Raw genomic sequence first — 26,273 nt, 5'->3', positions numbered from 1 at the left:
TGAAAAATTATTGACTAGAGAGTATAGAATAAATCAAGAGTTCGAATCTCGTGCCTCGAACTTAGTGCTTCGAAAAAAGTTGTGGTTTACGGGGCTCTTATTTCTCATTGCCCTCACTATAGAAGTCCTATATTTCAGATCATATGGTGCAGGGTACTTTATTTCTCCTGATGGTTTACATTATTCCAACATAGCTGAGAATTTCCTTCATGGCAATGGGCTCGTGAATACAGCGAATTTTGTCCAGGGGGATGACGGTGACATATGGGAAGTCCCCCAAACGCGGGAGTATGTGGTAGGCCCAGTCTATCCTATGCTCTTGGCCATCATTTACGGGATATTTGGAATGATGAATTTTAAGATGGTTATCCTTGTTCTGCACTCTGTGCTCGGAGCTGCCAGCGCGGTGTTCGCTTATAAGACGGGTGAACTCTTGTTTAGCAAGGGGTATGCTTGGATCCCCTATTGCTTGACACTAGGATATCCGTTATTTGCCTTCTGGGGGATGTACGTTCTCACAGAGGCAACCTACGTTTTTACCATCACACTTTTCCTTTATCTTTTAGCCCGCTATGCGAAAGAAGTCGACCGGCCGAAACTAAAAACCCTCTTGCTCTTAGGGGCAGCCATGGGGGTTTCGAACCTGGTTCGTCCGCTCCTGTTGCTTTATTTCCCTGTTTTGGGAATCTGGATTTGGTGGGCCAAGGGTTGGAACTTGAAAATGGCTCTGCGGGATTTTGCCGTCATCGTTGTGATGACAGTGGTGGTGATGAGCCCTTGGTGGATTCGCAATGGCATCAAATACCATCAGTTCATTGCCGTATCAAATTATGGTTCTTATGAGTTCTATCTGGGAAATAATCCCTTGACTATTACGGATCAATACTTTTATTTTGCTCAACCGAGCTATGACCCCCAAGTTAAAGCTCGGATCGAAAAATTGCCCATCCCCGAACAAGAAAAGGAATATAAGCAATTGGCAGTGTCCTATATAATTCAACATCCTGTACTGTTTTTGCAGCGAACCTTTGCCAAAGAAAAGGACCTTTTTTGGCAACCGGTTCCTACCTTAGGTGGAGCCTACAAAATCAAGGGAGTTCTCCTGGACAAATGGTATCTCCTCTTGGGCCTTGTTGGGGCATTGCTTTGCCTTTTTAGTTTGAAAAAATATAGCTTTCTCTTGCTTTTTATTGTCTATTACAGTTTTATAGTGAGTATGTTCACTGTGGTTGATGGCGCTCGCTATCGCCTGCCGGTAATGCCTGGGATGATCCTTTTAGGATCTCTGGTTTTGGTTATAGCTATAAAGGGCATAGGGAAATTAACTGGAGCTAATCGGCGAACGGGCAGGAGGTTATGAGTTTAATGTCACGTGTACAATTGGTCGTTCTAATAATCAGCTTATTTGTAACCGGCTTTATCGTTGAGCAAGTTCGTCGCCGGCGTTTAGCTGTGGAATACTCTCTGATTTGGATTGTCGCAGGAATGGGAATGATCGTTTTATCCCTCTGGAAAGACGGGATAGAGTACATAGCAGACTTGATGGGCATTTACTATGCTCCGTCTGCAATCTTTGTCATTTTTGGGATTCTGGTGTTTGTTTTATGTGTTCATTTCTCGTTAGAGATTTCCAGATTAAGTTCGAACAATCGAGTCTTGGTGCAACGGATCGCCCTGCTTGAGGATGACTTAAAAAACTTGGAAGAAAACTCTGCTAATCTGGAAAATAAGCCATTCTGTAAGGACGTGTAGGATAAGTCATGAGAATTTTAGCGATTGTTCCCGCGTTAAATGAGGTTGATAATATCGGTCCCGTAGTGAGGAACTTAATTACAACATCCCCTTGGCTGGATGTGCTGGTCATAGATGATGGATCAACTGATCAGACCGCCGAGGTTGCCCGTGCCCATGGAGCAAAAGTGATTTCTTTGCCTGTTAATCTGGGCATCGGGGGCGCGGTACAAACAGGTTTTTTGTATGCCTTAAGGAACCACTATGACGTGGCCCTGCAAGTTGATGGGGATGGACAGCACAGAGGAGAAGAAATCAAGAAATTGGTGGATCCTGTCCTTCTTGGGGAAGCGGACGTAACCATCGGATCGAGATTTCTAGAAAAGACCTCGTATAAATCAGCTTGGCCCCGGCGATTAGGGATCTATCTGTTGAGTAAAACCCTCCAGTCCGTTGTGCGAAAGAATTTTACGGATCCTACGTCAGGATTCCGTGCTTATAATCAAAAGGCCTTGAGGATTGTGTCTGCCCATTATTCCACGGATTATCCGGAACCCGATGCCATTGTTACTTTGCTTAAGAATAGACTACGGGTGATAGAGATTTCTGTTGAAATGGATGCACGCTTGTCCGGGAGTTCGTCGATTACGCCGTTTAAGAGCGGGTATTATATGTTTAAAGTGAGTTTGGCGATTATTCTTAACTCGATGATGAGTAGGATTTGGAATGATTAGAGCTTTTTGAACAAAGCTTCCTTGGGGGTGGCTATGGGGGGGAGCGCTTTTCTGCACGCGTCAGCACGTTACGCCGCTGACGTGCTGGACGGTTCGCGAGCGCGTCCGAACCTCAGGGCGTGATGCATGTGCGCCGCTCCTTGCCATCCTTGGCACCGCGGCATCAGTCCATCCATGGACAAGCCCTGCGGCGCGCTACGGGGACGCGAACCATCGGCGCACGTTTGTACCGCGGTTTTACTAATGCTTCCGCTTAGCAGAAAAGCGCTCCTCTGGGGTAAGTTTTAAGGGAATGGCTTTGTAAAAGGCGCTCCTTGGGCTTGGATACGGGGGGAGCGCTTTTCTGCACGCGTCAGCACGTTACGCCGCTGACGTGCTGGACGGTTCGCGAGCGCGTCCGAACCTCAGGGCGTGATGCATGTGCGCCGCTCCTTGCCATCCTTGGCACCGCGGCATCAGTCCATCCATGGACAAGCCCTGCGGCGCGCTACGGGACGCGAACCGTCGGCGCATGTCTGGACCGCGGCTCCACTAATGCTTCCGCTTAGCAGAAAAGCGCTCCTCTGGGGTAGGTTTTAAGGGAATGGCTTTGTAAAAGGCGCTCCTTGGGCTATACGGGCGGAGCGCTTTTCTGCACTATCCGAAAGCATGAATTATGGTAAGCATAAGTGCAACTAAGGCGACCGCCTTCGCCTGCAGCTTGTCGCTAGCCAAGTTTTCTATACACACGTCAGCACGTTACGCCGCTGACGTGCTGGACGGTTCGCGAGCGCGTCCGAACCTCAGGGCGTGATGCATGTGCGCCGCTCCTTGCCATCCTTGGCACCGCGGCATCAGTCCATCCATGGACAAGCCCTGCGGCGCGCTACGGGGCGCGAACCGTCGGCGCACGTCTGGACCGCGGCTTCACTAATGCTTCCGCTTAGCAAAAAAGCGCTCCTCTGGGGTGAGTTTTAAGGGAATAGCTTTGTAAAAGGCGCTCCTTGGGCTTGGGTACGGGGGGGAGTGCTTTTCTGCACTATCCGAAAGCATGAATTAGGGTAAGCATAATTGTAACTAAGGTGACCGTCTTCACTTGTTGCTTTGCTAAGTTTTCTTGGGAAATGACTCTTGAAGGCTTTTTTGTGGCATAATTGAATATAATGATAGAGAAGAAGGTGAAATAATGGACAAGGAGATTATTTTTTTGGTCGAAGAAGCCCCAGAAGGCGGTTATGTTGCGAGAGCTTTAGGTTATTCGATATTTACTGAAAGTGATTCTCTTGATGCTATTAGAGAAAGAGCAAAGGATGCAGTTCGGTGTCACTTTGATGAAGACAAAGTTCCTCGAATTATTCGATTGCACTTTATTAGGGAAGAGATCGTCGCTATATGAGGATTCCGCGTGATATTGATGGAAAACAACTCACTATACTGCTTGCGAAATATGGTTATAAAGTAACAAGACAAACCGGTAGTCATATTAGGTTAACTTCAACAATATGTGGAGAAGAACATCATGTGACTATTCCAGACCATAGTCCTCTGAGAATAGGAACTTTGAGCGCTGTTCTGGTTGACATCGCAAATTATTTAAACGTAAGTAAAGATGAAATAGTTATTAAACTTTTTACTCCCCGCGGTCATGATTAGCAATTTTTTTAAAACTACACCAGTAAGATTAAGGCTAAGATCGAGGGTTGGAACCTTTCGATCTTGTTTTTTTAAATTCATCTTTAGTTGAACGAGTTCACTTAAGAATTCATAAAAGTCTTATTTATAGATAGAAACCAGATGTCACATATGTAAGTATTTGGTAATATATAAGTAAGGGGGAAGTCAAATGTCGTCGTCAAAAGAAAATAAGAAATATACATTTGCTGACTATCTGAAATTTCCAGACTCTGAACGATGGGAGATCATAGATGGAATATCCTATATGCAATCAGCTCCAAGTTGGCAGCATCAAAGTATATCCAGAGAATTAATGTTGCAGTTTGGCGAGTACTTGCGCAATAATCAGTGTCAGGTGTTTGCGTCACCATTTGATTTACGTTTGCCTGAGATTGAGGAAAAAGACATTGAGGAAGATGTTACGAATGTTTATCAGCCAGATTTATTGGTCGTTTGTGATAAAAGCCGGTTAAAAGGAACTGGTTATCATGGGGTTCCTAGTCTGGCGATTGAAATATTATCACCCTCTACAGTGCGAATTGATAGGCTTTTAAAATTTAACATTTATGATAAGGTTGGCGTAAAGGAGTATTGATTTAAGCAAAGTTTTTGATAGTTTATAACTATACTGATCTCACAAGTAAAGATAAAAATAGACCATGGATTTCATCCAAGGTATGATATAATTATTTAGGGCTTGCTAATTTATCGAAAAGTCCAGACTTCACAAGGGTTTACGGGTAGTGCCTTAATAAATAATGTGCATGGAAAAACAGCCTTTGGCGTCAAAAACCGTGCCCATGGAGTTAAAATCAAATGTTGCACCGGTGCACCATTTGGCCTCTCTTCCCCGACGGGGGAGTAACTCACTGATTCAGTCGGCCATTTAAGCCACTCTCCATGGGATAGCAGCTCAACGGCGTTGCTAAGCAGCATTTTGCCGCTTTGTTCCTTAATAAAGTTAAGCTCGGACGCGATTTGCTCAGGCGTCCTGTTGGAAATTTCCATCCTCATACTGGCTGCCCATCCTTATCGGATTGCCCAAAGTTTGAGTTGGATATTAAGGTGGAAAATCGTAAGATTCAAGAGAATACACTGATATTAAAGGCGTTAGAACATTTAGCGCAGATCAATAAAGCGGAACACGATAAGATGTCGTTTAACATAGCGGAGATAAGTGGAGAAATTAAAGCTATTAGAAAAGACTTGTTAAATGTTGAATTGATCACTGCGAGTAATTGGGGTGACATAGTAAGGCTTAAGTCTGTAAAATAAGAAACGAGATAGTAGGAATAATCCCTGCCATCTCGTTTCTTATTTTAAGTTATAAATTTAAAGCCCATAGTACTTCTCTATAGAAGTAAACTCAAACTCTTTCAGCACATGTACGAGCTTTTTTTCGCACCCATTAATACCGTAATAGTGAATGAGGTTTTCTTTAGTGCTGAGGGTGAGGCGGGGTTGATTTGGGTCGATTTCGCGGGGGTGAAGGTAGACAATCGCGGGTTGACCTTCTTTGTTGACGGTTTTGATACACTGTGCGATCACAGGATAGGGAAGAGCTCGGAAGTAAAAGCCACCAGCGAAGGGAATATTCTTGTTTAACACCCGTACCGTTGAGGAAGGGACTTCAAGCAGCTTGAGTATTTTTCCATTGTATTTTGGGTGATAGGGAAAGCGTGGGGCGGTGGGCAGGCCATAGAGATAGGTTTCAATGGGGAAGACACTGGCATCATACACAAAGCCTAAGTCCTGGAGGATCTCCCAAGCCCAGAGAGATTTTGGAGTAATAGACCATGAAGGGGCTCGGTAGCCTTTGACGCTTGTGCCGATAATATCTTCAACGCGTTGCTTAGCTTGGCTCACGTCCTTTTTAAATTCGCTGGGTGTTTGTTTGTAAATAAGTTGATGGGCATACCCATGGGAGGCAATTTCGTGTCCGGCAGCAGCAATATTCCGGATCAGTTGGGGATGTTTTTCGGCAACATAGCCTAGGACGAAGAAGGTGGCCTGGGCTTTGTATTGGTCAAAGAGGGTTAATAGACGTTCCGTGTTCTGGATAATTCGCACCGCATAAGATTTTTGGTTATCAAAAACGTCATCATGATAGTTGGCGTGAAACCATTCCTCTAGATCAATGGTTAAGATATTCTTCATTGCTTAACTCAACTTTCGTCTGCATAAGCAGTTAAATTATATAGGTTAAACTGTATTAGTATAAAACTAATATTAATCCTCATTTGGATTGCTTGTAATGAAAATCAGAATTTGGGCAATTCCGACAAGGGTGGGAGCCTTCTCCTCGGCTTGTCCAACAATTCGACAGCGCTGTCGAATTGTTGGACAAGCCCGGCCGGGTCTGACGGTTTTTGAGGTCAAAGGCTGTTTTTTCATGCACATATATTAGGCAAAACTACCCGTAAATCCTTGCAAAATCTAGACTTTTCGATAAATTAGCAAACCAATCAGAAGGCTAAATGAACATTAAATAACGTCGTAATCGCCCATAGTTAAAAACCACTGATTCAGTCGCAGAAAAGGATCGTAGTCCTTTTCTCCTTCTTTATAATTCCCTTTTAAAGGTCCAAGCCTCCGGTAAATTACCGGAAAAGGCTGAGGTTCAAAGGATTTTGGGCAGGTAAAGAATCCATTACCTTTAAGGATACGGGATTCTTCGGTGTGAGGCATCATTAAGGAGCCGGCTAAATCCATGTTCTTATCGACAAAAAAGCGCAGAAGAGTATTCGCGAGACAGTTTCCTGCGACAGGATGCTCTGAGTCGACTAGAAAGTCAACGATCATTCCAGAAGACATAGAGGCGACTTCTGTGCATCGTCCTACAATATATCCCAGCAACTGAGTGCTATTTTTCTGGCGAACTCCGTAGACTTGATAGTCACGAAGGGGAATATCGAAATACCTCCAGCGGAGATAGTCGGCATCACGAATTCCCATGATAGGGTATTTGTCCTGTACCTTAGCCCAGAAAGCATTCATCTCAGAGAGATTTGAGGGAGTAAGTGGATAAACCTCATAGCGTTCATCTGAGCGGTCCTTCACCTTATAATAGAAGTGAAATGGCAGGGAGAGAGAAGCAAGCAAAGAACCCAGCTTTTTTCTGACCAAAGCCTTAGTGTTTAGGGGGCGGAGCAAAAGGGGGACGCTTCCTAGGTCTGTAAACCCTAGCTTTTTCATGAATCCCGGATAGGAATTGGGATTAGGAAAACCATAGCAAAAGAGGGACCCCTGCTCAGCGCAGTCCTGATAGACGGCCTTGGCTAATCCAGTAAAAATCCCTTGTCCTCCATAAATTTGACGGGTGAGGGTATTTAAGGAGAGGGTTCCTTCAATGAGTTCATTAAACGCTTTAAAACGCATGGGGATTACAACATATTGACCTGCCAGCTGATTGGTCTCGACATCCCGAGCTAATCGAATCATGGCCGGCCCGGCAGGGTTCGCTTCATACTGCCACTTGAGGAAGTCTGAGTCTGAAATCCAGGAATCTCCGTAGTATTCGCGAGTCATTTCGATGGTTTCAGGTAGATTCTCTGGCAGATACTTAACCGATGTCCACATACTGATGCCTACTTTCGAGTGATAATAATTACGCCCAGGCAAATCACTAAAACCCCAATGACCTTCGAGGCCGTGAGCTGTTCTTTGAAAATCGTTGTTCCTATTAGAAGGGCAAATATAAAGGCTGTACTTTGAATCGGATAGACATAGCTTAACTCGCCTTTATTTAAAATATAAATCCAGAGGACGGAAGCAAACGCATACACCGCAAGGCCGGAAATCACATAAGGACTTAAGAAAATGCGTAGGAGTTGACCGAGGCTATGTATCTCTTTTCCGGAGGCCCCTAATTTCCAGAGGGTTTGCCCCGTTACCATGAGCATTGAATTAATGATTGTTAGGAGAACTAACAAAATCTCCACCTCATACTCTCTAGATTATCATTCTAAAACATTATACAATTTGAGCATTTTTAAGCAAGTATATTTACTAAAGAAAGATAAGGGTGGTGATTAAAGCATTAGTTTGTGACTTTTGGCGGTCTCAATATGTATTAGTGTTAGAGGGATGAACAATTGTGTGATGAAAATAGTTACTAACTCAAACATCAACGCTTGTAAGAGTCAAGCCGGTAGTTACACGTGCAGTAGCAATGGATTAGCATTTCAGTAGATAGACCAATTGCGAAGAGAGTCTCTCGCCTTTAATGAAAGACGAGAGACTCTCTTGCTCAATTGAATGAATTGTCCTTTTGTATAAAGGTCAGACTAGAAGAAGATACTATTCAATAACAAAGAACTTAGCAAACGAACCGGTTTTTGCATCCAGAACAACAGTTACATTAGTCTTTTCGCGAAGATCTGATAAGGATTTTACTTTGATATCACTGTTATCTTTACCATCAAGTACTAATCCACCCTCAGCAAGGTTGTAAGTCGCGCCATTTGTAAAGGTGACCTTTTTGCTGCCAACATCAACGCTCTTAACTGTCAAGCCAAGTGTTACGCGGTTAGCGTACTCTGGAGTACCATCATTAGTGATATCTGCGTCCGATGTAGCAAATCCTGTTACCAAAGTGTTGTTATCTTTGTCGATTTCAAGGATTACTACATCGCCTTTTGCAAGATCGCTACTAGATTCAAATCCGGCAACCTCATCTACCGCAAACGTCTTCACTTCACCAGCTGCGAATACGGTAACACTAACTACTTCGTTATCAGTGTTACGAAGAACCTTAGTTACCACAGCTTCTTCATAAGTGACATCTGAGCTGTCTGTAGCATCGTACCAAACAGCCACTACCTCATCATCAGCATTATAGATGAAGTTACCATTAACGATTTCAGAACCACTGTAGTTGCCGAAAGTTGAAACTTTGATATCATCTGCATCAGTATCGACACTGTCGACTGTTGCATCAAACATAAGTGTATCTGCAGTCAACTTATAACCGCTAAGATACTTATCCCCAGCTTCAAGGCTGTTAGAAGCGGAAATTGTGCTGTAGCCAATTTCATTTACATTGCCACTAAAGAACTCTAATTCTTCGAGATCACCCTCATCATTCAAGTGTAACTTGACTAGGCTTCCAGCGTCAGCTTCTTTATCAAACATAATGTTTACGTCAGCTTTTGCATTAGAGTTATCTTTTAAGTTAATTCCGGTGTTACCATCGATTAAGGATGCTGTCCAATCTTTTGAAGCACCGTTATCAATATCGTGCTCAATACCATCTACAGTAATTGTATCAAGGCTTTTCAGTTCAATATCGAAGGAAAGCTCGTCCCCATCTTGAGTTAAGGCTTCAATTTCTACTTTGTCCCTGGCTAATGAGTAACCTAGGATATCCTTAGTTAACACTGCAACTTGTTCATTGCTATCAGCGTTAACTGCGTCTCCGCTGATAAAGATCAGGTTACCGGCATAGTCGGCATAAAGCTCAACTTCTCCAGCAGCTTGAAGATCTTTTGCTGCATCAGAGTCTACATCAGTTACATCGCCGTCTTCGTCGATATAAACTGCTTGTTGCGAATAATCGAAGTCAGCTACTACTTCAGAGTCATAATCGAAATCGTAAACTTCTCCACCCACTTCAATGGAGTCAGCATATACTGTGTCGATCTCACCGGTAGCTACTTTGTTATTCAAAACTTCAGCATAGCCGTCATTGTTATCTGCGCTATCGCTAAAGAATAACAGATCGCCTGCTTTGAGATCAGCAAGAGCAATTACTTTTCCGTCTTTGATAATAGTCGCATCTGATGCGTCAAATGAACCGGCTGAAGCTGAACCGTCAACTCCAAGAACTTCATCTCCGTCAACAGACTCAACGATTAAGACGTCTTTTAAAGTATAAGCACTGACATATTCAATGTCTCCTGATTTGTCAAAGCCTATTTTGGCAAAGTTAAAGGTCTTATTAACTTGATCAGCAATGTTTGCTTCTTTGCCATCCAAATAGAAAGCGAATTTTTGATCGTCAGTATTGGTGTAGTCTTCCTCAGAAATATCATACTTTTTGTTTTCAGAAAGAAGTTTGATTTCATTTACTTTTGTAACTTCAATTGCATCATTCTTGGCAATTGAGCTAGCAATGGTATAGTTAGTTAATTGATTATCAGCATTGTACCAAACTTGTACAAGCTCACCTAATGCAGCTTGATAATCAAAGTTAAGGCTGTCAGGTACATCTAAAGTAATTTTTTCACCAGTTTTATCGTTGTAAGCTACTATTTCTTTATCTCCTACGTTGATGTCCTGTACACGAACTTTCATAGAATTAGCACGGTTAAAAGTAGCCTTTAGAATTGTTCCATTAGCATTTACGGTAACATTATAATCTTGGAGATATTCAAGTACCTGACCGGCATCACTCGCTGCAAATAATTCAACCGTTGCTTTTAGGCCATCAGTAGACATTTGTACGTTTTTGATACCATAACGATCTAATGTGTCAGCGTTTTCAACAACAATATCGGCAGCTTGGAGTCCAGTTACAGCTTTGCTGAAATTAATTTCAATGAAACGATTGCTATCGTCAAGTGCAGTTACTGATACAATTTCCAACTTATTTGAGTCAGGTGTTACTTGACCAGCAGCAACTCCAAGACGAACACTTTCAGGAACAACAGCTGTGCCACCAAGAGCAGTAACGACACTGCTGGGGTTTTTGCCAAATGTGAAAGCGGCTACAGCAGGAACCGTAGTTCCATCTGTAAGTACGATAGCGGATTTGGTTTGAGCTGCAAGTGGAGCGCCTGCAAGAGCATCAATACCAGTTACGCCGTTAGCTACATAGACGTTGTCAAATTGGATGCCGGCAGCAAAGTCTTGGATTACTTGGTTGTTGGTGTCATAAGCAGTCATACCAGCGTGGCGAGTAGCACTTGGGAGTCCAGCTTTTACTGCATCACTGATGATGCCGGTTCCACCGATAATATCACTAGCTGTAATGCCTGAGTTAGCAGCCAAATAAGCGGCTACGCTAGCAGGAAGCGCATCTTTGTCTGTTAAAAGGATTGGTTGATTAGCGGCGGAAGCTATTGAAGCGATGGAGAGTGCATCCTGTATGCCATTAGCAACAGCAACTTTGGTAACTCCCGTCATTTTCTTAGCGATGTTGACGGATGTTTCAGCACGGTCAAATCCACCAAGGGCAACAACTTCAATACCCATAGCTTTTAACTCATCAATAACACTTTGTTTGATAACAGCGGTTCCGCTAGTTACATAAACAGTTTTAACTTCGAGTTTGGTAAGTTCAGCTTTAGTAGCAGCGTCCAGTGTGTTGCCAGCTCCGGTTAAAAGGATAGGAGCTTTTAAAGAGGCGGCGAGTGGTCCAGCGGTTAACGCATCAATCATGCCATAAGAGGTTGAAGATGCAAGAATTGCTGTGCCTGTATAACCTGTTTGATCGGCAATTGCCACTGCAGTTTGTTCAGCAGTCATACCTGATAAGCGAGTTGGGATTGTACCATTAGCGAATACATTAAAAGGAATTGATGTTAGAGCCATACCTGCTATAGCTAAAGATGCTAAGGCTTTGTTTGTCTTTTTCATTAATTGAATTTCTCCTCTCGATTTTGACCAATTTTTTAGTTGAATGTACTATCTCAGATGTTTGTTTCTGAGACGCTGATTATCCGTCCCGCACCCCCTTATAAAAAATAGTTAAACATTTAGACATTGCGCAGTATCTAAAAATATTCCACTGGATTTTCTGGAAGCGTCCCTCCCTGAAAATGTATTTCAGCCCAGTGGGTACTTTTTAGAGCGACTAAGAGCGAAAAATTAAAGATTGAAATAGTGTGAATGTTTTTCGCCTGCAAATAGAGACTAACATATTAAACAAAGAATTACATTTCAAACATTTTGGTTAAATTACCATTTATTACTTACAGTTACTATTCTGTAAGTTAATCTTAAACAAGGACTAAATACCTTTGTTTATATGTAAGGAAAATTATTCGATACACGAGTACAGTGCAATTATGAATATTTAATGAACGGTTTATTAAGATTTCTTAATAAAATAATGTGCAAGTAAGAAGTGAAAAAAGAGTAAGAGAGAGGAAATTATAAAGATAGATTAGAATTTAAAAAGCCGTTCACTAACTAAAATTTAGTGAACGGCTTAACTATTTTACTCATATCAAGCGGAAGCTTTTCCTACATCAGCGCAGATGTTGTTTTAAGACGGCGAAGATTGTTCTAGAACTTTCAGGGTTTGACGCCCAGTAGAGGGACCAGGCTCCGACGCCACCTAGTCCGTATTGACTGAGTAACCCCATTTTAGCATTCCAGCTTTGGGCATCATCATAATAAACAGTGTGAGTACCTGCAGTATCCGTGTAACTAAAATAAGGGACCTGTGAAGCATCTCGTTGGACTGGACTATTATACTGTGCTATCAGTTCCATCATTCCGCCTAAGTCTTTGTCCGCAGTTGGTCCATAAAGGGTGTGTAGCCCACGGGCGACACGGCTATAGGGAGCGGAGGTGTTGCCTGTAGCGGTCCAGTCTACTCCATAGTAGGGAATCCCGAGGAGAACCTTACGCATGTCGACCCCTTGATTTTGGGTATATTTCATTACCTTGCTGCTCCAATCCAGCGGGGCGATGGGTCCAGGGGCTCCGTGGCTATAGTCATACGTCATAATGTGCAAATAATCGACATATTGAGCAAGAGCAGGGTAGTTAAACTCTTCGAGCCAGACCTCAGCGCCTGTTCGGGGCATGACGGCTTGAATCACTAACTTGTTTAAGGGGTGAAGTTTGGCGTAAAGCTCTTTCATGAACTGGGTTAGATAAGGTCCGGTGTCATTACTCATAAATTCAAAATCAATGACGATCCCGTCAGCATTGACACTATTCATTCGATCCATAATTTGTCCGATCAGTTTAGCCCTGGCAGTTTCTGAAGCCATGACGGTGTCAACTGTCTTAGGAGTGTTCCAGGATGACTGAATAACAGGAAGGACTTTCAAATTACGAGCTTGAACGAAGGATGTAAACTGCTTGTAGTCATTTGGGGTTGCATCCCAACCACCAACGACATTTCCATCAGCGGTATCATCCAGGTAATACCAACTAGGGGCAATGATATCGGCATAATCTGTGGCAGGGGAAGGAATTGACTCGACCTGATTGAGCATTCCATTCGTGCCGCCATAACCGCCCTGAGTATATTGAAGGGAAACCCGCGGTTGGACAGCACCGGTACGAATCACACTCTCCATATTGTAACTGATAACACCCCACCCCCCGAAAATCGTAAAGGCCGAGCCGGAAGCTCGTTTTTGATTGAGATAACTGGTTGTCGAGTCCCCTAATTGAGTACTGGGAATTAATAGAATCGGCGTGTTGCTTTTCCCGGCCAAAGCAGCCCCGGCTAAGGCATCCGGAAAATTTTGCCCTGTTGCTACATAGACTTTGGAAGTATCGAAGGATAACTCATTTAAGACTGCGGTGTTTGTTTCGTACTGATCATACCCAGCGTAACGGGTAGTAACTTTGACAGGTTGAGGGAGCTTGCTCAGCTGGTCCTCGATACTGTCTTTGATTACAGCCGTACCGCCAACTAACGTCACCTCGGTAACCCCTAGTTCAGCTAGGACCTTAACTGTCTCCTCCGGCAATGAATCTGAACGCGTGAGTAGGACAGGAATTCCTTGAGCAGCAGCATAAGAAGAGATACTTAAAGCATCCGGGAAAAGCTCCCCATTCACCAGAAAGGCTTGATTAGAACTTGGAGTTGCCACACGGGCGATCTCTGCAGCCGTTCCGTACTGATCCCATCCTGAAAGACGCCTAGGCTGAATTCCCAAATCTTTAAGAGACTCTTCAATTCCAGCACTCAAAGCGACAGTTCCCCCAAGAAGATAAACTTCTTTTGTACCGAGGCGTTTGAGTTCTTCGGCTACTACGGGACTTAAACGATTCGACTCGGTCAGCAGCAAGGGCCCATTGACCTTATGAGCGAGGACGGTTCCTGTCAAAGCATCCGGAAAATTTCCTCCGGTTGCCAGGACGGCGACATTGGCATAATCCCAACCTTCCTTAGATATCTCGACAGCCGTGTCATACAGTGTATTCCCGTAGATGCGATCAGTGACGGATTCCGTCGGGGCAGCTTGAACCTGAAATGGGAGAACAGGTGCAAGACTTAGTAGAACCATTAAACTAAAGAAAATACTTAAGAATTTTTTGTAGATAAGCTTTTTTGTGATAAAGTTCATTAATAACCTAACCTCTTTCTTTATTGTTGCTGATGTGCGGAAGCATCTTTAGAGATTGAAGTGGAAGCACTCTAAACTTGAATCGAAAGGAAGTCACTAAAAGACTCTAAAGCCTTATTATTCTTTTAATAATGGCAAATTCCTTCTAGTAAGAGCGGATTCGCATAGTCCAAATTATAACAGTAACGGAAATCAAGTTATGGAAAGGAATGCTAAATAATTTGTCGAATAAATCTAAAGCAATATAATTTAGAAGTATTTCTGTTAATGTACAGACATTTTTGGAAAAGAAAGGCGTGGAAGAGATGCCCAAGAGCTGGTTCTATCAAACCAAATCTACGCTACTGTCTTTAGGGATTGTAGGAGTATTGCTTCTGAACGCAGGGGTTTCTCCGATCCCTGCGTTAGCTGAGACCCCTGACAACTATCAAGGAGAAACAAGTCAAATAGATCTGCACCAAGTCGTCCTCTCTTTAGCCCCAGGGACAAACGTCGATCTGGTAGCCAAAAGTTTTGGCGCCAAGATTGTACGCTATGGCCCCTTAAACTTTGCTACCTTAGAGTTTCAGGAGAATGTCAATATACAAGAAATCATAGGGGTATTAAAGAGTACTCCAGGAGTCACAGGTGCTGAAGAAAACTATCCAAGGACAATCCAAAGCATACCGGAAGCACCCCCCCCCAATGACCCGCTTTTTTTGAAACAATGGTCACTGATCACTAGGGAGGTACAGGGAGCCTGGGAGATGGGAGCAACCGGCCAGGGAGTGACCATAGCTATCGTCGATACAGGTATTGCTCTGGAGCACCCGGATTTGATGGCTAATTTAGTCCCGGGATACAATTCAATTACGGGCAGCGAAGCAGGTGGAGCCAATCGAGATAATAATGGTCATGGCACTCAAGTAGCCGGAATTGCGGCCGCTGAACGCAATGATGAGGGTATTGTTGGAGTTGCCTATCAAGCTAAGATTATGCCGATCAAGGCCATTGGCGCTACAGGAGTAGGGTATGACGATGCCATAGCCGACGGAATTATCTGGGCTGCAGATCACGGAGCAAAGATTATTAATCTAAGCCTGGGCTCAGAAAATGGGTCCGTCTCCTCGGATATTTTAAAACAGGCAGTGACTTATGCGCATAATAAAGGGTGTTTGTTAATCGCGGCTAGTGGAAACTATGACCCGGAATCTCAAGCAAACCCGGGAGTGAGCTACCCCGCCTCTGATCCGCGTGTACTGGCAATCACCGCCACTGACAACGCGGGTAAGGTGACAAGCTACTCAGCCACAGGCTCAGAAGTTGATCTAGCCGCACCGGGGGATTTCATCCCGACAGATGGATGGAATCGAGCGGAGGGATCTGGTTACACCTATGCGAGTGGGACGTCTCTGGCTGCTCCGTTTGTCTCAGGGGAAGCGGCTTTGATCTGGAGCCAACACCCCGAATGGTCCAGAGATCAAGTGGTTCAGGCTCTTGAGCAAGGAACAGAAGATTTAGGCTCTCCGGGGCGAGATAGCCGGTATGGTTATGGACTAGTGGATGTGGCGCTTACCTTAAATCTTACTAATCAAACCCTCGATCCACGGACTTCTCCGGCGGTCATTAATACCTTAGGTGGAATTATCGAAGCGGCTGAAGGCTCAACTCAAGTCGATTTAACCATTCCATCACAAGCCTTTGACCAAACGGTGAACGTAACCCTAAATGCGGTGTCCCCTCCTGCTGACTTACCAAATGGTGCGGCCTTTTTGACCCCAGCCTTCCAAGTTAACTGGGGAGGTACGGTACCCCAGAAGATGCTCTCTCTAAAATGGAGAGATCCTGACCTAAAGGGGGACTTCGGAGGAAATCTATATCGATGGAATGGCTTGCGCTGGATCTCTTTAGGCGGGGAAATCAGCAATGGGGAAGCTGGATTCGGACTCTATATGCCGGGGGTCTATGCCTTTGGAACAGCTCAGGATCGCGGACAGCAGAGCCAGCGCTTCGCAGGAGCGACCGCGGAAGGAACGGCAGTGCAGATTTCCAAGGAGACCTTTACAACTGGCGCAGATACAGTTATCTTAGCCCAAGTCAATCAATTCCCGGATGCTTTGGCCGGAGCGCCACTAGCGTATAAACTGCAAGCCCCAATCCTCCTCTCCTCAAGCTCGGGACTTTCAGAAGATGTTCGAGGGGAAATACAGCGACTGGCCCCGAAGACAGTTTATCTTTTGGGGGGCACAGCAGCTTTGTCTGATCAAATCGCAAAAGAACTTCGAAAAACCTACGAAGTAAAACGTCTCTTCGGTTATACAGCAGAAGGAACCGCTCGGGCGATTGCCTTAGAATTGGGTACCGAGGGCAGGGCTGTCATAGCCAGTGTACGTTACTTTCAAGACGCGCTGGTTATCTCATCATGGGCAGCCAGGCAGGGGATACCGATCTTACTGACACAGCCCCAGACTCTATCAGCGGAGACTGAAACCACTTTACAGGAGCTAAAAGTTACCGAATCACTAGTGATTGGAGGAACGGCGGTAGTCGGGTCTGCAGTTATGGACCAACTGCCTCTTCCCAGTCGAATTAGCGGAATGACAGCGTATGATACCGCAGCCGCCGTCTTACAAGCCTATCCGCCGACAACCGCCAGACTAGAAATAGCTACCGGTGAAAACTACCCGGATGCCTTAACAGGAGCAGTAAGGGCAGCGTTCTATGGATCCAGAGTCGTCTTAGTTCCCACACAGCTGGACATTCCGTCAAGTCTTTCTTTCCTATTAAAGTCTTGGCAGGGATATCAGACAGAGGCCTTGGGAGGAGTCTTCGCCTTGCCGGAAAATGTAGTTCAAACGGTGCGAACCTGGGTTCAGTAATTTAATCTCGAATTAGGAGGAAAGTCTGGCAGGAACAGAGGGTGTTTTGTTGAAATTAGTCAATAGGTTTTAGATTCTACTAACGAGGAGTGATGAAGTGGCAAAGTTGAAATGGAGACTCTTAGGGATGTTGGTATTAGGCTTGGGATTTCTGGCAGGGTTCCAGAATCCGGTCTACGCCACTCCATTAGCCTTAGAAACGTCAAGAATTTATGGGTTGCGTCAGATAGACACAGCCATTCACGTCTCTAAATATGGTTGGGAACATGCGGAGACCGTCTTACTCGCCAATTGCGACAATTTTCCCGATGCTTTAGTAGCGGCACCACTTTCTCATCAGCTGGATGCACCTATTCTCTTAACCCCAACGGGGGGAGTCGATGAGAAGGTTATGCAAGAAATTAAACGTTTGGGCGCGCAGAAAGTCATCCTATTAGGAGGAGTCGCTGCTTTAAATCAACAGGTTGAGCTAGATATCGTCAAGGCAGGGTTAGACCAACCTGAACGAATTTTTGGGTATGATCAATATGAAACGGCCCAAAAAGTTGCCGAACGAGTAGGATCGAAGGGAGAGGTCATTTTAGCTAGCGGAGAACAGTTTCCCGATGCACTTTCTGTATCAGCTTACGCAGGGTCAAAGGAAATTCCAATTCTACTGACAAAATCAAAGCAAATGCCCGGTTCCACTCAGCAAGCACTCAACAGCCTTCAGGAAGAAGGGGATTTGCATACAATTGTCGTAGGCGGAGAAGCTGTGGTATCCTCTGCCACATTGAGCGGTTTAAAAAGTGTCGAACGGATTTTTGGTAATGACCGATACGAAACTGCGGCTGAAATCTATGAGTTTGCCCGGGATACTTTGTCGTCTCAAACTGCGTACTTGGTAACCGGGGAAAACTTTCCCGATGCTCTGGCCGCAGGAGGACTGGCTGCCAAACAGCGTGCAAGCATTGTCATGACCCAAACGTCCAGTTTGCCTGGACCGACCTATTCTGTCTTGTCCAGACCGGCAGAAAGCCCCCTCCAAGTCGTAATTATAGGAGGAACGGCTGTAATCACAAATAACGTCAAGGGGATGCTGGAGGGTACCGAGCAACCCTCTTACCTTTTGGCCGGTCTGACGATTGTTGTTGACCCAGGGCATGGAGGTCCTGATCCGGGGGCTTCCGGAGCGTCAGGGGCGTATGAGAAAAACAACACTTTGCCTGTTGGACTCAATCTTGCTGCATTGTTGCGTTCAGCGGGAGCGCACGTTGTCTTAACCCGAAGCACGGATATTTCGCCGGCTGAGGGAGCTTATTCAGAACGGGCGGACCTTGAGGCGAGAACTAAAATTGCTAACGACCTGAATGCAGATTTATTTATCAGCCTGCACAATGATTGGTTTAGCAATCCTGCCGCCTCTGGTGCGACTACCTATTACAGTTCACTAAATCCAGTGGCCAATCAATCATTGGCCCTTGCAGAGAACGTTCAAGGTGAACTGATCAAATCGATCGGCTTGACTAATCGAGGGGTTAAGAACTCGCCGTTTTATGTAGTTAAGAACACAAAAATGCCTGCAGTCTTGATAGAGCTTGGCTTCCTGTCCAATCCAACCGAAGAAAATCTCTTAGGATCTCCGGAGTTTCAAAGTAAGGCTGCTCAAGGAATATACCGAGGGATTCTAGGCTTTAAAGGGTATTAGGCATTAACAATTTAGTTTGCCCTAAATTGGGCATTGATTCATAGGTTAAAGCATGTTAAATTTGTAAAGTACCAAGTGGGTTCCCGGATTAATTGTTGAAACTCCATAAAATGTCCACATTTAGAGTCGAATTTTGTGCTATACTTCAATTATTCCATTGAAAGTAAGTATATTTTTTGACTAATGGTGGAAAACTAGTAGGTTTTAGTGTAAACTAAGACAAGTACATTGGAAACTTGTCCGAGGGGGATAAAGCCAGTGCAAGTCCCTATAAAAAAAATCGGACAGCAAGCAGGAATATTGGCTATAACGAAGAATATATATAGCTAATATAGGCCTTTTGTGGTTTCTTCATTTCCCATGCGTTCTAATCTCCATTTTCTATGCGTTCTAAATGGTACGCCACAGGAGGGATGAAATACCGTCATCCTTTGGGGGGACGCTCCCGTTTATTCTGTGGAATGCTTTTAGATATTGCGCAATGTCTAAAGATTGTGCTACACATTTTAAGGGGGTGAGGGGCGACTAAAAGACGTCCTGGTAAAAGAGAGATAGTTCATTTCCTAAAAGAAAGAGATCCAATTACGAGAGGAGAAATTCACTACATGAAGAAAACTAAAAAAGCCTTAGCCTCCTTGGCTATCGCAGGTATGACATTAAGCTTGATTCCTTTTAATGTTTTTGCTGCCACAACAGTACCAACTCGTATCGCAGGTGTAACTGCTGAGCAAACCGCTGTAAATATTGCTGATCAAACAGGTTATACTGGCGCAGCAATTCTCGCATCCTCAGCTTCCTATGGTATGGTTGATGCATTGACCGCTGGCCCACTCGCAGCTTCCTTGAAAGCACCTATTCTTTTAACCGGAGCTGGAAACACCCTGGACGCAGCTACTAAAGCTGAACTCACTAAACTCGCAGTTAAAACCGTCTATGTAACTAGCGGAACCGCTGTTATCAAACAAGGTGTTATTGATGAGTTAAAAGCTATGGGTATTGAAGTTGTTTCTCTTGGTGGATATGACCGTGCTGAAACATCCGTCAACATCGCTAAGAAAATGACTGGTGTAACTAAAGTTGCAGTAGCTAACACTGTAGTAGATGCACTCTCTATCGCTTCAGTAGCTTCTGCTGCTAATCAACCAATCCTCTTAACTGACAAAGATGCGCTTCCTGCTAGTGTGGCTGCTTACTTAGCTGCTAACAGCGCTATCGCAGCTAGTGATGTTATCGGTGGAACCGGCGTCATCAGTGATGCTGTAAAAGCTGGACTTCCAAGTGCTACTCGCCACGCTGGAATGTCTGCTTATGACACCAACAACCAAGTAATCCAAGACTTTGCTTCCGCTCTCGCATTTGAGAATGTCTATGTTGCCAACGGCATAACCGGTATTGATGCTCTCGCAGGTGCTCCGCTTGCAGCTCAAACCAAATCCGCTATCGTACTTACAGATGGCAAAACAGTTCCTGCTGCTGCAGCTTTCACTTACAGTAAAGCAACTGCTACTACTGTAGTAACTGCTCTTGGCGGAGAATATGTTGTTCCTGAAAGTGTTCGTCTTGGAGTTGCTGCTGGTCAAGTAACCCCTGACTCTAATAAGTTGGAAATCGTCTCCGTAAGTGCTCTTGACGATTCAAACAAGTACCTTGAAATTGTCTTCAGCAAGCCTGTATCTGGACTTCAAACCTCAGATATTACAGTTAAAAATGCTGATACAATGGCACGTTATGGCATTAAAAGTGTACAAATGTCTTCTAACAATTTAACTGCAACTGTTGAATTGTACTCTCAAGATGATGATGAAAGAGTACTTGAGTACCTTCAAGATTATAACGTTACAGTAAATGCTAATGGAACGATTCTATCGTTTACCTTCAACCGTCCGAATTCCCAAAAAGTTCGTGTAATTGATATCAACGCAGTCGATAAAGAAATTAAGGTTGCTATCGATAAAGGCACCTATGCCGGCAATGTAGTAACTCTTGATGTACCTGATAGCTTTAAGCTTGATTATCAAGCTGCACTGGGTGAACTCGCACAGGTTTGGTACGATGGTGATAACGAATTAGTTAATTTCAAATTATTAAGTACAACTTCAAAAGTTGATGCAATCGAAGTGTCAGATGAGGACGAGATCACACTTCTTGGAGAAGACGAAGCATATGATATCTCTGAGGAAGATTTCTCTGGCACCTCAAAAGAGAAATTTAAATTCTATGTAAATGGCGAAGAAGTAGACATTGAAGACGATGATCTTCTTGATGAGAAGTACAACTTTGCAAAAGTAGGCTTTGACGCTTCAGGAGACGTTGAATTCGTTAGTGCGTATACTTTACGCGACTTCTTAATCGTCGATTCAGTTAATGATGATGATGAAGTTATTGGTATTGAAGGATCCAGTGACTTTGACGCTTCAGACGCTACTATCATCAAAGACGGAAAAGTAATTGCAGCTGCTGATCTCAAGGAAGGCGATCTGTTATTCTTCAACGAAGACGCAGATGAGGACGGTTATGCTGAAGTTCTGAATAATAAAGTTGCATCTGGCGAAATTGATGAGGTTTTTGCGGACGCAATTGAAGTCGATGGAGAAACTTACGAATTTGATTATGACTCTGAAGTAGCAGAAGACTTCGATTATGAGCAAGGCGGAGCAGTTTACATCGATGAAGACGGTGAAGTTACTGACGTAGACTCTGATGCAGCAGAAGAACTTCAAGCCGCTGGTGATGTAGCGCTTTACGCTGACTATGCCGGTAACCTAATCTATATCAGTGGAGATACTGCTCTTGTTGAAGGTAATTCAAAAGTTGCAGTGTTAACCAAGGATATCATTGGTTATGAAACAGCTAGAGACAAAGTTGAAATTGAAGCTGTAAATGCAGATGAGGATGAACTCTCATTTGATATGGATTTAGAAGACTTTGATACTATTACTGTCGATGGTGAAGAATACGACATTGATAACGATGGTTCAAATGATTGGACAGCATCTCTAAACGCTGCTGAGGATGGTATTGTCCTTTCAGACAATACCGGCAACAAATCTGATGTAACTATTTCCTTCGATGACGAAGCTGACGCTGGAAGTTTAGTCAAGTTACACTTAGATGATGACGGTAACCTTGAAGAAATCGAATTCTTTAGTGGTTCATCCGAGGATGTGGGTATCGAGACAATTACTAGCGGCATTGAAGCTGGTGATAAGTATGTAAATGGATATAAGTTAGTTTCCGGTACTGTACTCTTTGACGCTACTGAAGATGGTGTTGATACTGACGCTGATGATTACGAAGTAACAACCTTTGGCGACTACGACGGCTCAGAAATCGTTAGTGGAAATTACATCTACAATGACGATCAAGAAGTAGTAGCTATTTGGTATGATAAAACAGACAGCTCAGACACCACTTATGATGAAGCTGTAGTTACTAAAATCCTTCGTAATACCGATGATGAAGTAGTTAGTCTTACTGTATTCGCAGGTGGCAAAGAGCAAACTTATAAAGTTGATGAGGTTGCTGGATTCGAAAAGAGCAGTGATCTTGCCAAAGGCGATGTAGTAATTCTTGAATTTGATGAAGACAACTCTGATATTGTTAAGGATCTTGCTACCGCTGACTCAGATATTGATGACAACTTTGCAGATCGTGTAATGACTGGATTGAGTGTTAAAACGGTTGATGTTGGTAGCAAAGAAGTCACATTTACAAATGGTGACACCTACAAACTTGCTGACAACGGCTTAGTGCTCGATGGTTATGACAACAATGACATCACTGATGAGTCCTTATCCGATCTTCGCGGTGAGACAAATGTAACGATTGTTAAAGATGCAAAAACTGGTAAATTTGTTAAGTTCTTCGTTATGGAGCCAGAAGGTCAACTTAGCCTAGCCCCTATCAACACTGCAATTACAGCAGCAAACGCAGCTAAAGTAGTAACTAGTGTTGATGGCGCTGATGTAGCAGTAGGTACTAAATGGGTAACAGCAACTGTTCAAGCTAACTTGGCTACTGCTATCCAAACAGCAACAGATGCTAAAACGACAGTTGATACAGCCGCAGAAGTAACAGCTGCAGCTAATGCACTAGATGCAGCAGTAGCAACTTATAAAGCTGCTAAGAAAGATGGAACACAAGGAGTAGTCTTAGGTGACTTAACAGCTTCAGATGTTAGCACTAAAGATGGTCTTGGCGGAATTGCATTTGGAGTTAAAGTAGATTTCCCAGCTAATGTAACCTCCGTTAAAGTAATCTCCGTTGATGGTCAGGCACAGGACGTACAGTTAGCTGATGGAGTATATAAAACAGTTGCTGGAGCGTATGATGCAGGTTCAAATGAAATTGAATTTGAAATCGTTGCAGACGGAGCAACAAAAACAGTAACTATCACGAAATAGCATAAATAATAGAGTGGCTCACAGCTGAGCACTGTGAGCCACTCATGTATCTAATTATACTTAATTAATAAACGGAGGTTTGACAGTATGAAAAGACCTAATAAAAAAGCATTAGTTGTTGGACTTACTTCTGCATTGGTTTTAGGAATGTGTTCTTCAGCTTTGGCAGCAACTGTACATGTAGGTGATGTCGGATTTAATTTGGACAGAACCTATAGTGATGAAAATTATAATCAATCCTTCAGAACCTATTTACTGCAAAATGTTGCTAATGGAATTTTCATTGACTTAAACGATGACGGTAGTTCTGTTAACGTTGACGATTACTTAGCTAGTGAAGGTCAGACATTAGTACAGTTCGAAACAGCTAATCAAGCACCAAAGACAGGGCCAATCTGGGATGGTACGGGTGAACCTGGAGATGCACAGGGACTGGTTGTTGCTAGTGTAAGTGCTATTAACAGTACTACGATTTCAGTAACTTTTGAAGGTGTTGCAGCTCCTGTAGAAATTACTCTTGAAACAGCATTAGTACATGGTGATAATGTTGTTTTATTTGTATATGATGGAGTAACATACACTGAGACAGTTAACTACCAGGATCCTGCTGTTGTTGCTCTTCAAGCAGCTACTGACGCAGTTGTTTTAGCTGAAGGTAGTTTACTAGAAGCAGATTTAGCAGCATCTCAAGTGCTTGTAACTGCTTTACCAGCTTCAGACACAAGAACATTACTTCAAGCCAGAATCAACTCTGTACAATTGTCAGTTAACAATATCGTTGCAGGAGTAAATACAGCTGCTGACGCAGTAAACCAAGTAGCATTATACCAATTATTAAGCGCTAAACCATTTGTGAACGCAAATGTTGATTTAATTGGGGCTTATACAACAGATATAGATGCTGCAAATGCTGTACCTACAGCAACAGATACGATAGCCGAAATTCAGGCAATCGTCAATGCAGCTAATACAACTGTATCAAATGCTGACGTCAATACATTAGTTGTTGCAGCTCAAGGCGCTATGACTACTCTTACTACAACTCCTAATGGTGATAATGGTGCAACCCCTGCAGTAACATTCATTGCTGCTGCACAAGCGGCAGTAACAGCTTTACCAGAAGCATTACCGCAAGCTGTAGCTACAGCACGAGGTGTTGATGTTGACTACAAAGCTGATGCACAATTAGTAATCAATGATATGATTGCAGTGGCAGCAGTTATGGATGCAACAAATCAAGTTCAATTACTTGCAGCGCTTCAGAACTCTGCGTTTGCACGCGTAAACACTAATTTAATTGCAACATACGATGCAGCTCTCAATGGAACAGAGATAACTGTAGCAGCAGTTCAAGTGGACATTAATACTGTTAATAATGCTCAGGCATTAACAGCAGTAGTGGCTGCTGAGACTGGACCATTGACGACTGCCAAGGTTACTACTGCAACAGCTTTAGTAAATGGAATGGAAGATCTAGCCGTAAATACACTTAAAGAAGGTTATCTTGATAGACTAGATGTTGTAACTGCTATTATAGCTGTTGACAATGCAACTACAGAAGCAGGATTACTTACTGCTTTACAATCTGATGACCTAGCTCTTACTCTTGTTAATCCTGACTTGATTGCTGCTTACAAAACTTTAGTAGATGGTGGTGCAGTTATTGTAACTGCAGCTGACGTCCAAAATAACGTAATTAATGCTGGTAACGGTAGCGGATTAACTAGTGCTGTGGCAGCTGTAGTAGCAGCTACAACTGAACAAGAACTCCTTGTTGCGCTTCAAGCTACACCATTAGCATTAACCAACGTTAGACCTGAATTAATAACCGAATACAAGGCATTAGTAGATGGTGGTGCAACTATTGCAAATGCAGGTGACATTCAAACCAACGTAATAACTGCAGCAAATAGCGTTGCTGATGCAGCTATTCGTTTAGTTGCTGTTAATGATGCAACAACTGCTACTGAAATGCGTACTGCATTAACTGCAGTAGCGGTTGCTCAAGGAACAACAGCTTATATTAACCTTAATTCTACCGCAAAGTTAGAAGTTGCGGAGTTAGTATTAGCTGCTAGAGATGCTATTGCTGGACCGCCAGCTGATGAGTTTGCCCTTACTACAGATGTAACTACTGAAATTGCAACTCAAATTGCTGCTCGTACCACCTTCTTAGGTAATGTTAACTTAGCTGCTAATATCACTGATATGATTACAGCCTTAGATGTAACTGAATTCCCCGAATTTGCAGCTTTAACAGAAAGTCAACAGATTGATGCAGCAGATTTAGTTCTCACTAAATTGGTAGAGCTACAAGCACAAACTCCTGCTGCTGAGTTCACTACTATTACTGCGATTAAGAATGCTGCTGGGCTATAAATGCTCGGTAAAAGCCTCCAGCTTGAGGGAAGTAGCCTAGCGGCTCCTTCCCCCGGGGTCTGCTCGGTCTGACCCCCACACAATGGGAAACTATTCTGACAATTAATTAAGAGAGTCTTCGCTTCGGCGAGGGCTCTCTTCTTGTTGGCATAATGTGAACTATCGAACCCAAATAGTGTAACCTAAATCCCGCAGGGATTTACCGTAAGCGCTTACGGATAAAATAGCGGCTCGAAAAAACCTTCTGTCTTTTGGAATTCTGTTAACAGCAGTGAATACTAGAAGTCAGGAGGTTTTGTTATGGCAAGAGATTTAGCCCAAGAACAACGTTGCGAGACCGCATTGAAGAGTGCTGCCAAAGTGGATTGAGTATCCAGGCTTGGTGCATTCAAAACGGGCTGAAGAAAACTGCTTATCATTACTGAGTTAGAAGGTTTAAACTTCAGGAACAGCAAGAGACCGTAAATCTTAGTTCTCGAATACCTTCGCCTGTAATTAGTGCAGGTGTAAGCCTAAGGCTCTAATAATTTTATTTATTATAAGACGATTTCAATATTTGTGCATCCGTGTAA

The 26,273-nt window shown here is 43.6% G+C and carries 15 protein-coding genes and 2 pseudogenes; 11 read left to right on the top strand and 6 right to left on the bottom strand.

Annotated elements, in window-relative coordinates; all coding sequences use genetic code 11:
• Window positions 1-10: 10 nt before the first annotated feature.
• From M8E35_RS17960 to M8E35_RS17935, 6 genes and pseudogenes are all read left to right on the top strand, one after another.
• Window positions 11-1,360 (top strand): ArnT family glycosyltransferase, encoded by a 1,350-nt coding sequence (locus M8E35_RS17960; protein WP_252470868.1) that lies wholly within the window; start codon window positions 11-13, stop codon window positions 1,358-1,360.
• A 5-nt stretch (window positions 1,361-1,365) separates the two neighbouring features.
• The gene (locus M8E35_RS17955) at window positions 1,366-1,752 is read left to right on the top strand and encodes a DUF2304 domain-containing protein (RefSeq protein WP_252470866.1); all 387 of its coding nucleotides are present in this window, start codon (window positions 1,366-1,368) and stop codon (window positions 1,750-1,752) included.
• Between the two features lie 8 nt (window positions 1,753-1,760).
• Window positions 1,761-2,465 (top strand): glycosyltransferase family 2 protein, encoded by a 705-nt coding sequence (locus M8E35_RS17950; RefSeq protein ID WP_252470864.1) that lies wholly within the window; start codon window positions 1,761-1,763, stop codon window positions 2,463-2,465.
• Between the two features lie 1,165 nt (window positions 2,466-3,630).
• Complete coding sequence (locus M8E35_RS17945; protein WP_252470862.1) at window positions 3,631-3,840, top strand: 2-oxoisovalerate dehydrogenase; 210 nt, start codon at window positions 3,631-3,633, stop codon at window positions 3,838-3,840.
• Window positions 3,837-4,097: a type II toxin-antitoxin system HicA family toxin gene (locus M8E35_RS17940; protein WP_252470860.1), complete on the top strand. Its 261-nt coding sequence runs from the start codon at window positions 3,837-3,839 to the stop codon at window positions 4,095-4,097. The genes M8E35_RS17945 and M8E35_RS17940 overlap by 4 nt, the downstream gene beginning before the upstream one ends.
• 190 nt (window positions 4,098-4,287) lie before the next feature.
• Window positions 4,288-4,710, top strand: a pseudogene (locus M8E35_RS17935) (Uma2 family endonuclease); the annotation flags it as partial.
• A gap of 212 nt (window positions 4,711-4,922) precedes the next feature.
• Here the strand turns inward: M8E35_RS17935 and M8E35_RS17930 are convergent.
• A pseudogene (locus tag M8E35_RS17930) lies at window positions 4,923-5,132 on the bottom strand (DUF3102 domain-containing protein); the annotation flags it as partial.
• A gap of 51 nt (window positions 5,133-5,183) precedes the next feature.
• Between M8E35_RS17930 and M8E35_RS17925 the strand changes: the two are divergent.
• Window positions 5,184-5,393, top strand: coding sequence for a hypothetical protein (locus M8E35_RS17925; RefSeq protein ID WP_252470859.1), 210 nt, complete (start codon window positions 5,184-5,186; stop codon window positions 5,391-5,393).
• A 57-nt stretch (window positions 5,394-5,450) separates the two neighbouring features.
• On the opposite strand, the gene M8E35_RS17920 is transcribed toward M8E35_RS17925, so the two are convergent.
• The 5 genes from M8E35_RS17920 to M8E35_RS17900 all read right to left on the bottom strand — a co-directional run bounded on the left by M8E35_RS17920 (window position 5,451) and on the right by M8E35_RS17900 (window position 14,374).
• Window positions 5,451-6,275, bottom strand: coding sequence for an XrtA system polysaccharide deacetylase (locus tag M8E35_RS17920; protein ID WP_252470857.1), 825 nt, complete (start codon window positions 6,273-6,275; stop codon window positions 5,451-5,453).
• Between the two features lie 327 nt (window positions 6,276-6,602).
• Entirely contained in the window at window positions 6,603-7,697 is a 1,095-nt protein-coding gene (locus tag M8E35_RS17915; protein WP_252470855.1) for a GNAT family N-acetyltransferase, read from the bottom strand.
• A gap of 8 nt (window positions 7,698-7,705) precedes the next feature.
• Window positions 7,706-8,059 (bottom strand): EamA family transporter, encoded by a 354-nt coding sequence (locus M8E35_RS17910; RefSeq protein WP_252470853.1) that lies wholly within the window; start codon window positions 8,057-8,059, stop codon window positions 7,706-7,708.
• Window positions 8,060-8,417: 358 nt separating this feature from the next.
• Window positions 8,418-11,696 (bottom strand): cell wall-binding repeat-containing protein, encoded by a 3,279-nt coding sequence (locus tag M8E35_RS17905; RefSeq protein WP_252470851.1) that lies wholly within the window; start codon window positions 11,694-11,696, stop codon window positions 8,418-8,420.
• Between the two features lie 614 nt (window positions 11,697-12,310).
• The gene (locus M8E35_RS17900) at window positions 12,311-14,374 is read right to left on the bottom strand and encodes a cell wall-binding repeat-containing protein (protein WP_252470849.1); all 2,064 of its coding nucleotides are present in this window, start codon (window positions 14,372-14,374) and stop codon (window positions 12,311-12,313) included.
• Between the two features lie 305 nt (window positions 14,375-14,679).
• Between M8E35_RS17900 and M8E35_RS17895 the strand changes: the two genes are divergently transcribed.
• From M8E35_RS17895 to M8E35_RS17880, 4 genes are all read left to right on the top strand, one after another.
• Window positions 14,680-17,232, top strand: coding sequence for a S8 family serine peptidase (locus tag M8E35_RS17895; protein WP_252470847.1), 2,553 nt, complete (start codon window positions 14,680-14,682; stop codon window positions 17,230-17,232).
• A gap of 97 nt (window positions 17,233-17,329) precedes the next feature.
• Complete coding sequence (locus M8E35_RS17890) at window positions 17,330-18,919, top strand: N-acetylmuramoyl-L-alanine amidase (RefSeq protein ID WP_252470845.1); 1,590 nt, start codon at window positions 17,330-17,332, stop codon at window positions 18,917-18,919.
• Window positions 18,920-19,524: 605 nt separating this feature from the next.
• Window positions 19,525-23,322, top strand: coding sequence for a cell wall-binding repeat-containing protein (locus tag M8E35_RS17885; RefSeq protein ID WP_252470843.1), 3,798 nt, complete (start codon window positions 19,525-19,527; stop codon window positions 23,320-23,322).
• Between the two features lie 87 nt (window positions 23,323-23,409).
• Complete coding sequence (locus M8E35_RS17880) at window positions 23,410-25,701, top strand: hypothetical protein (protein WP_252470841.1); 2,292 nt, start codon at window positions 23,410-23,412, stop codon at window positions 25,699-25,701.
• Window positions 25,702-26,273 lie beyond the last annotated feature (572 nt).

The sequence above is a fragment of the Desulfosporosinus nitroreducens genome, assembly GCF_023897015.1.
GTDB classification, from domain to species: Bacteria; Bacillota; Desulfitobacteriia; order Desulfitobacteriales; family Desulfitobacteriaceae; genus Desulfosporosinus; species Desulfosporosinus nitroreducens.
The sequence above is the reverse complement of the archived record's forward strand: the minus strand, read 5'-3'. Positions and strand labels throughout refer to the sequence as shown.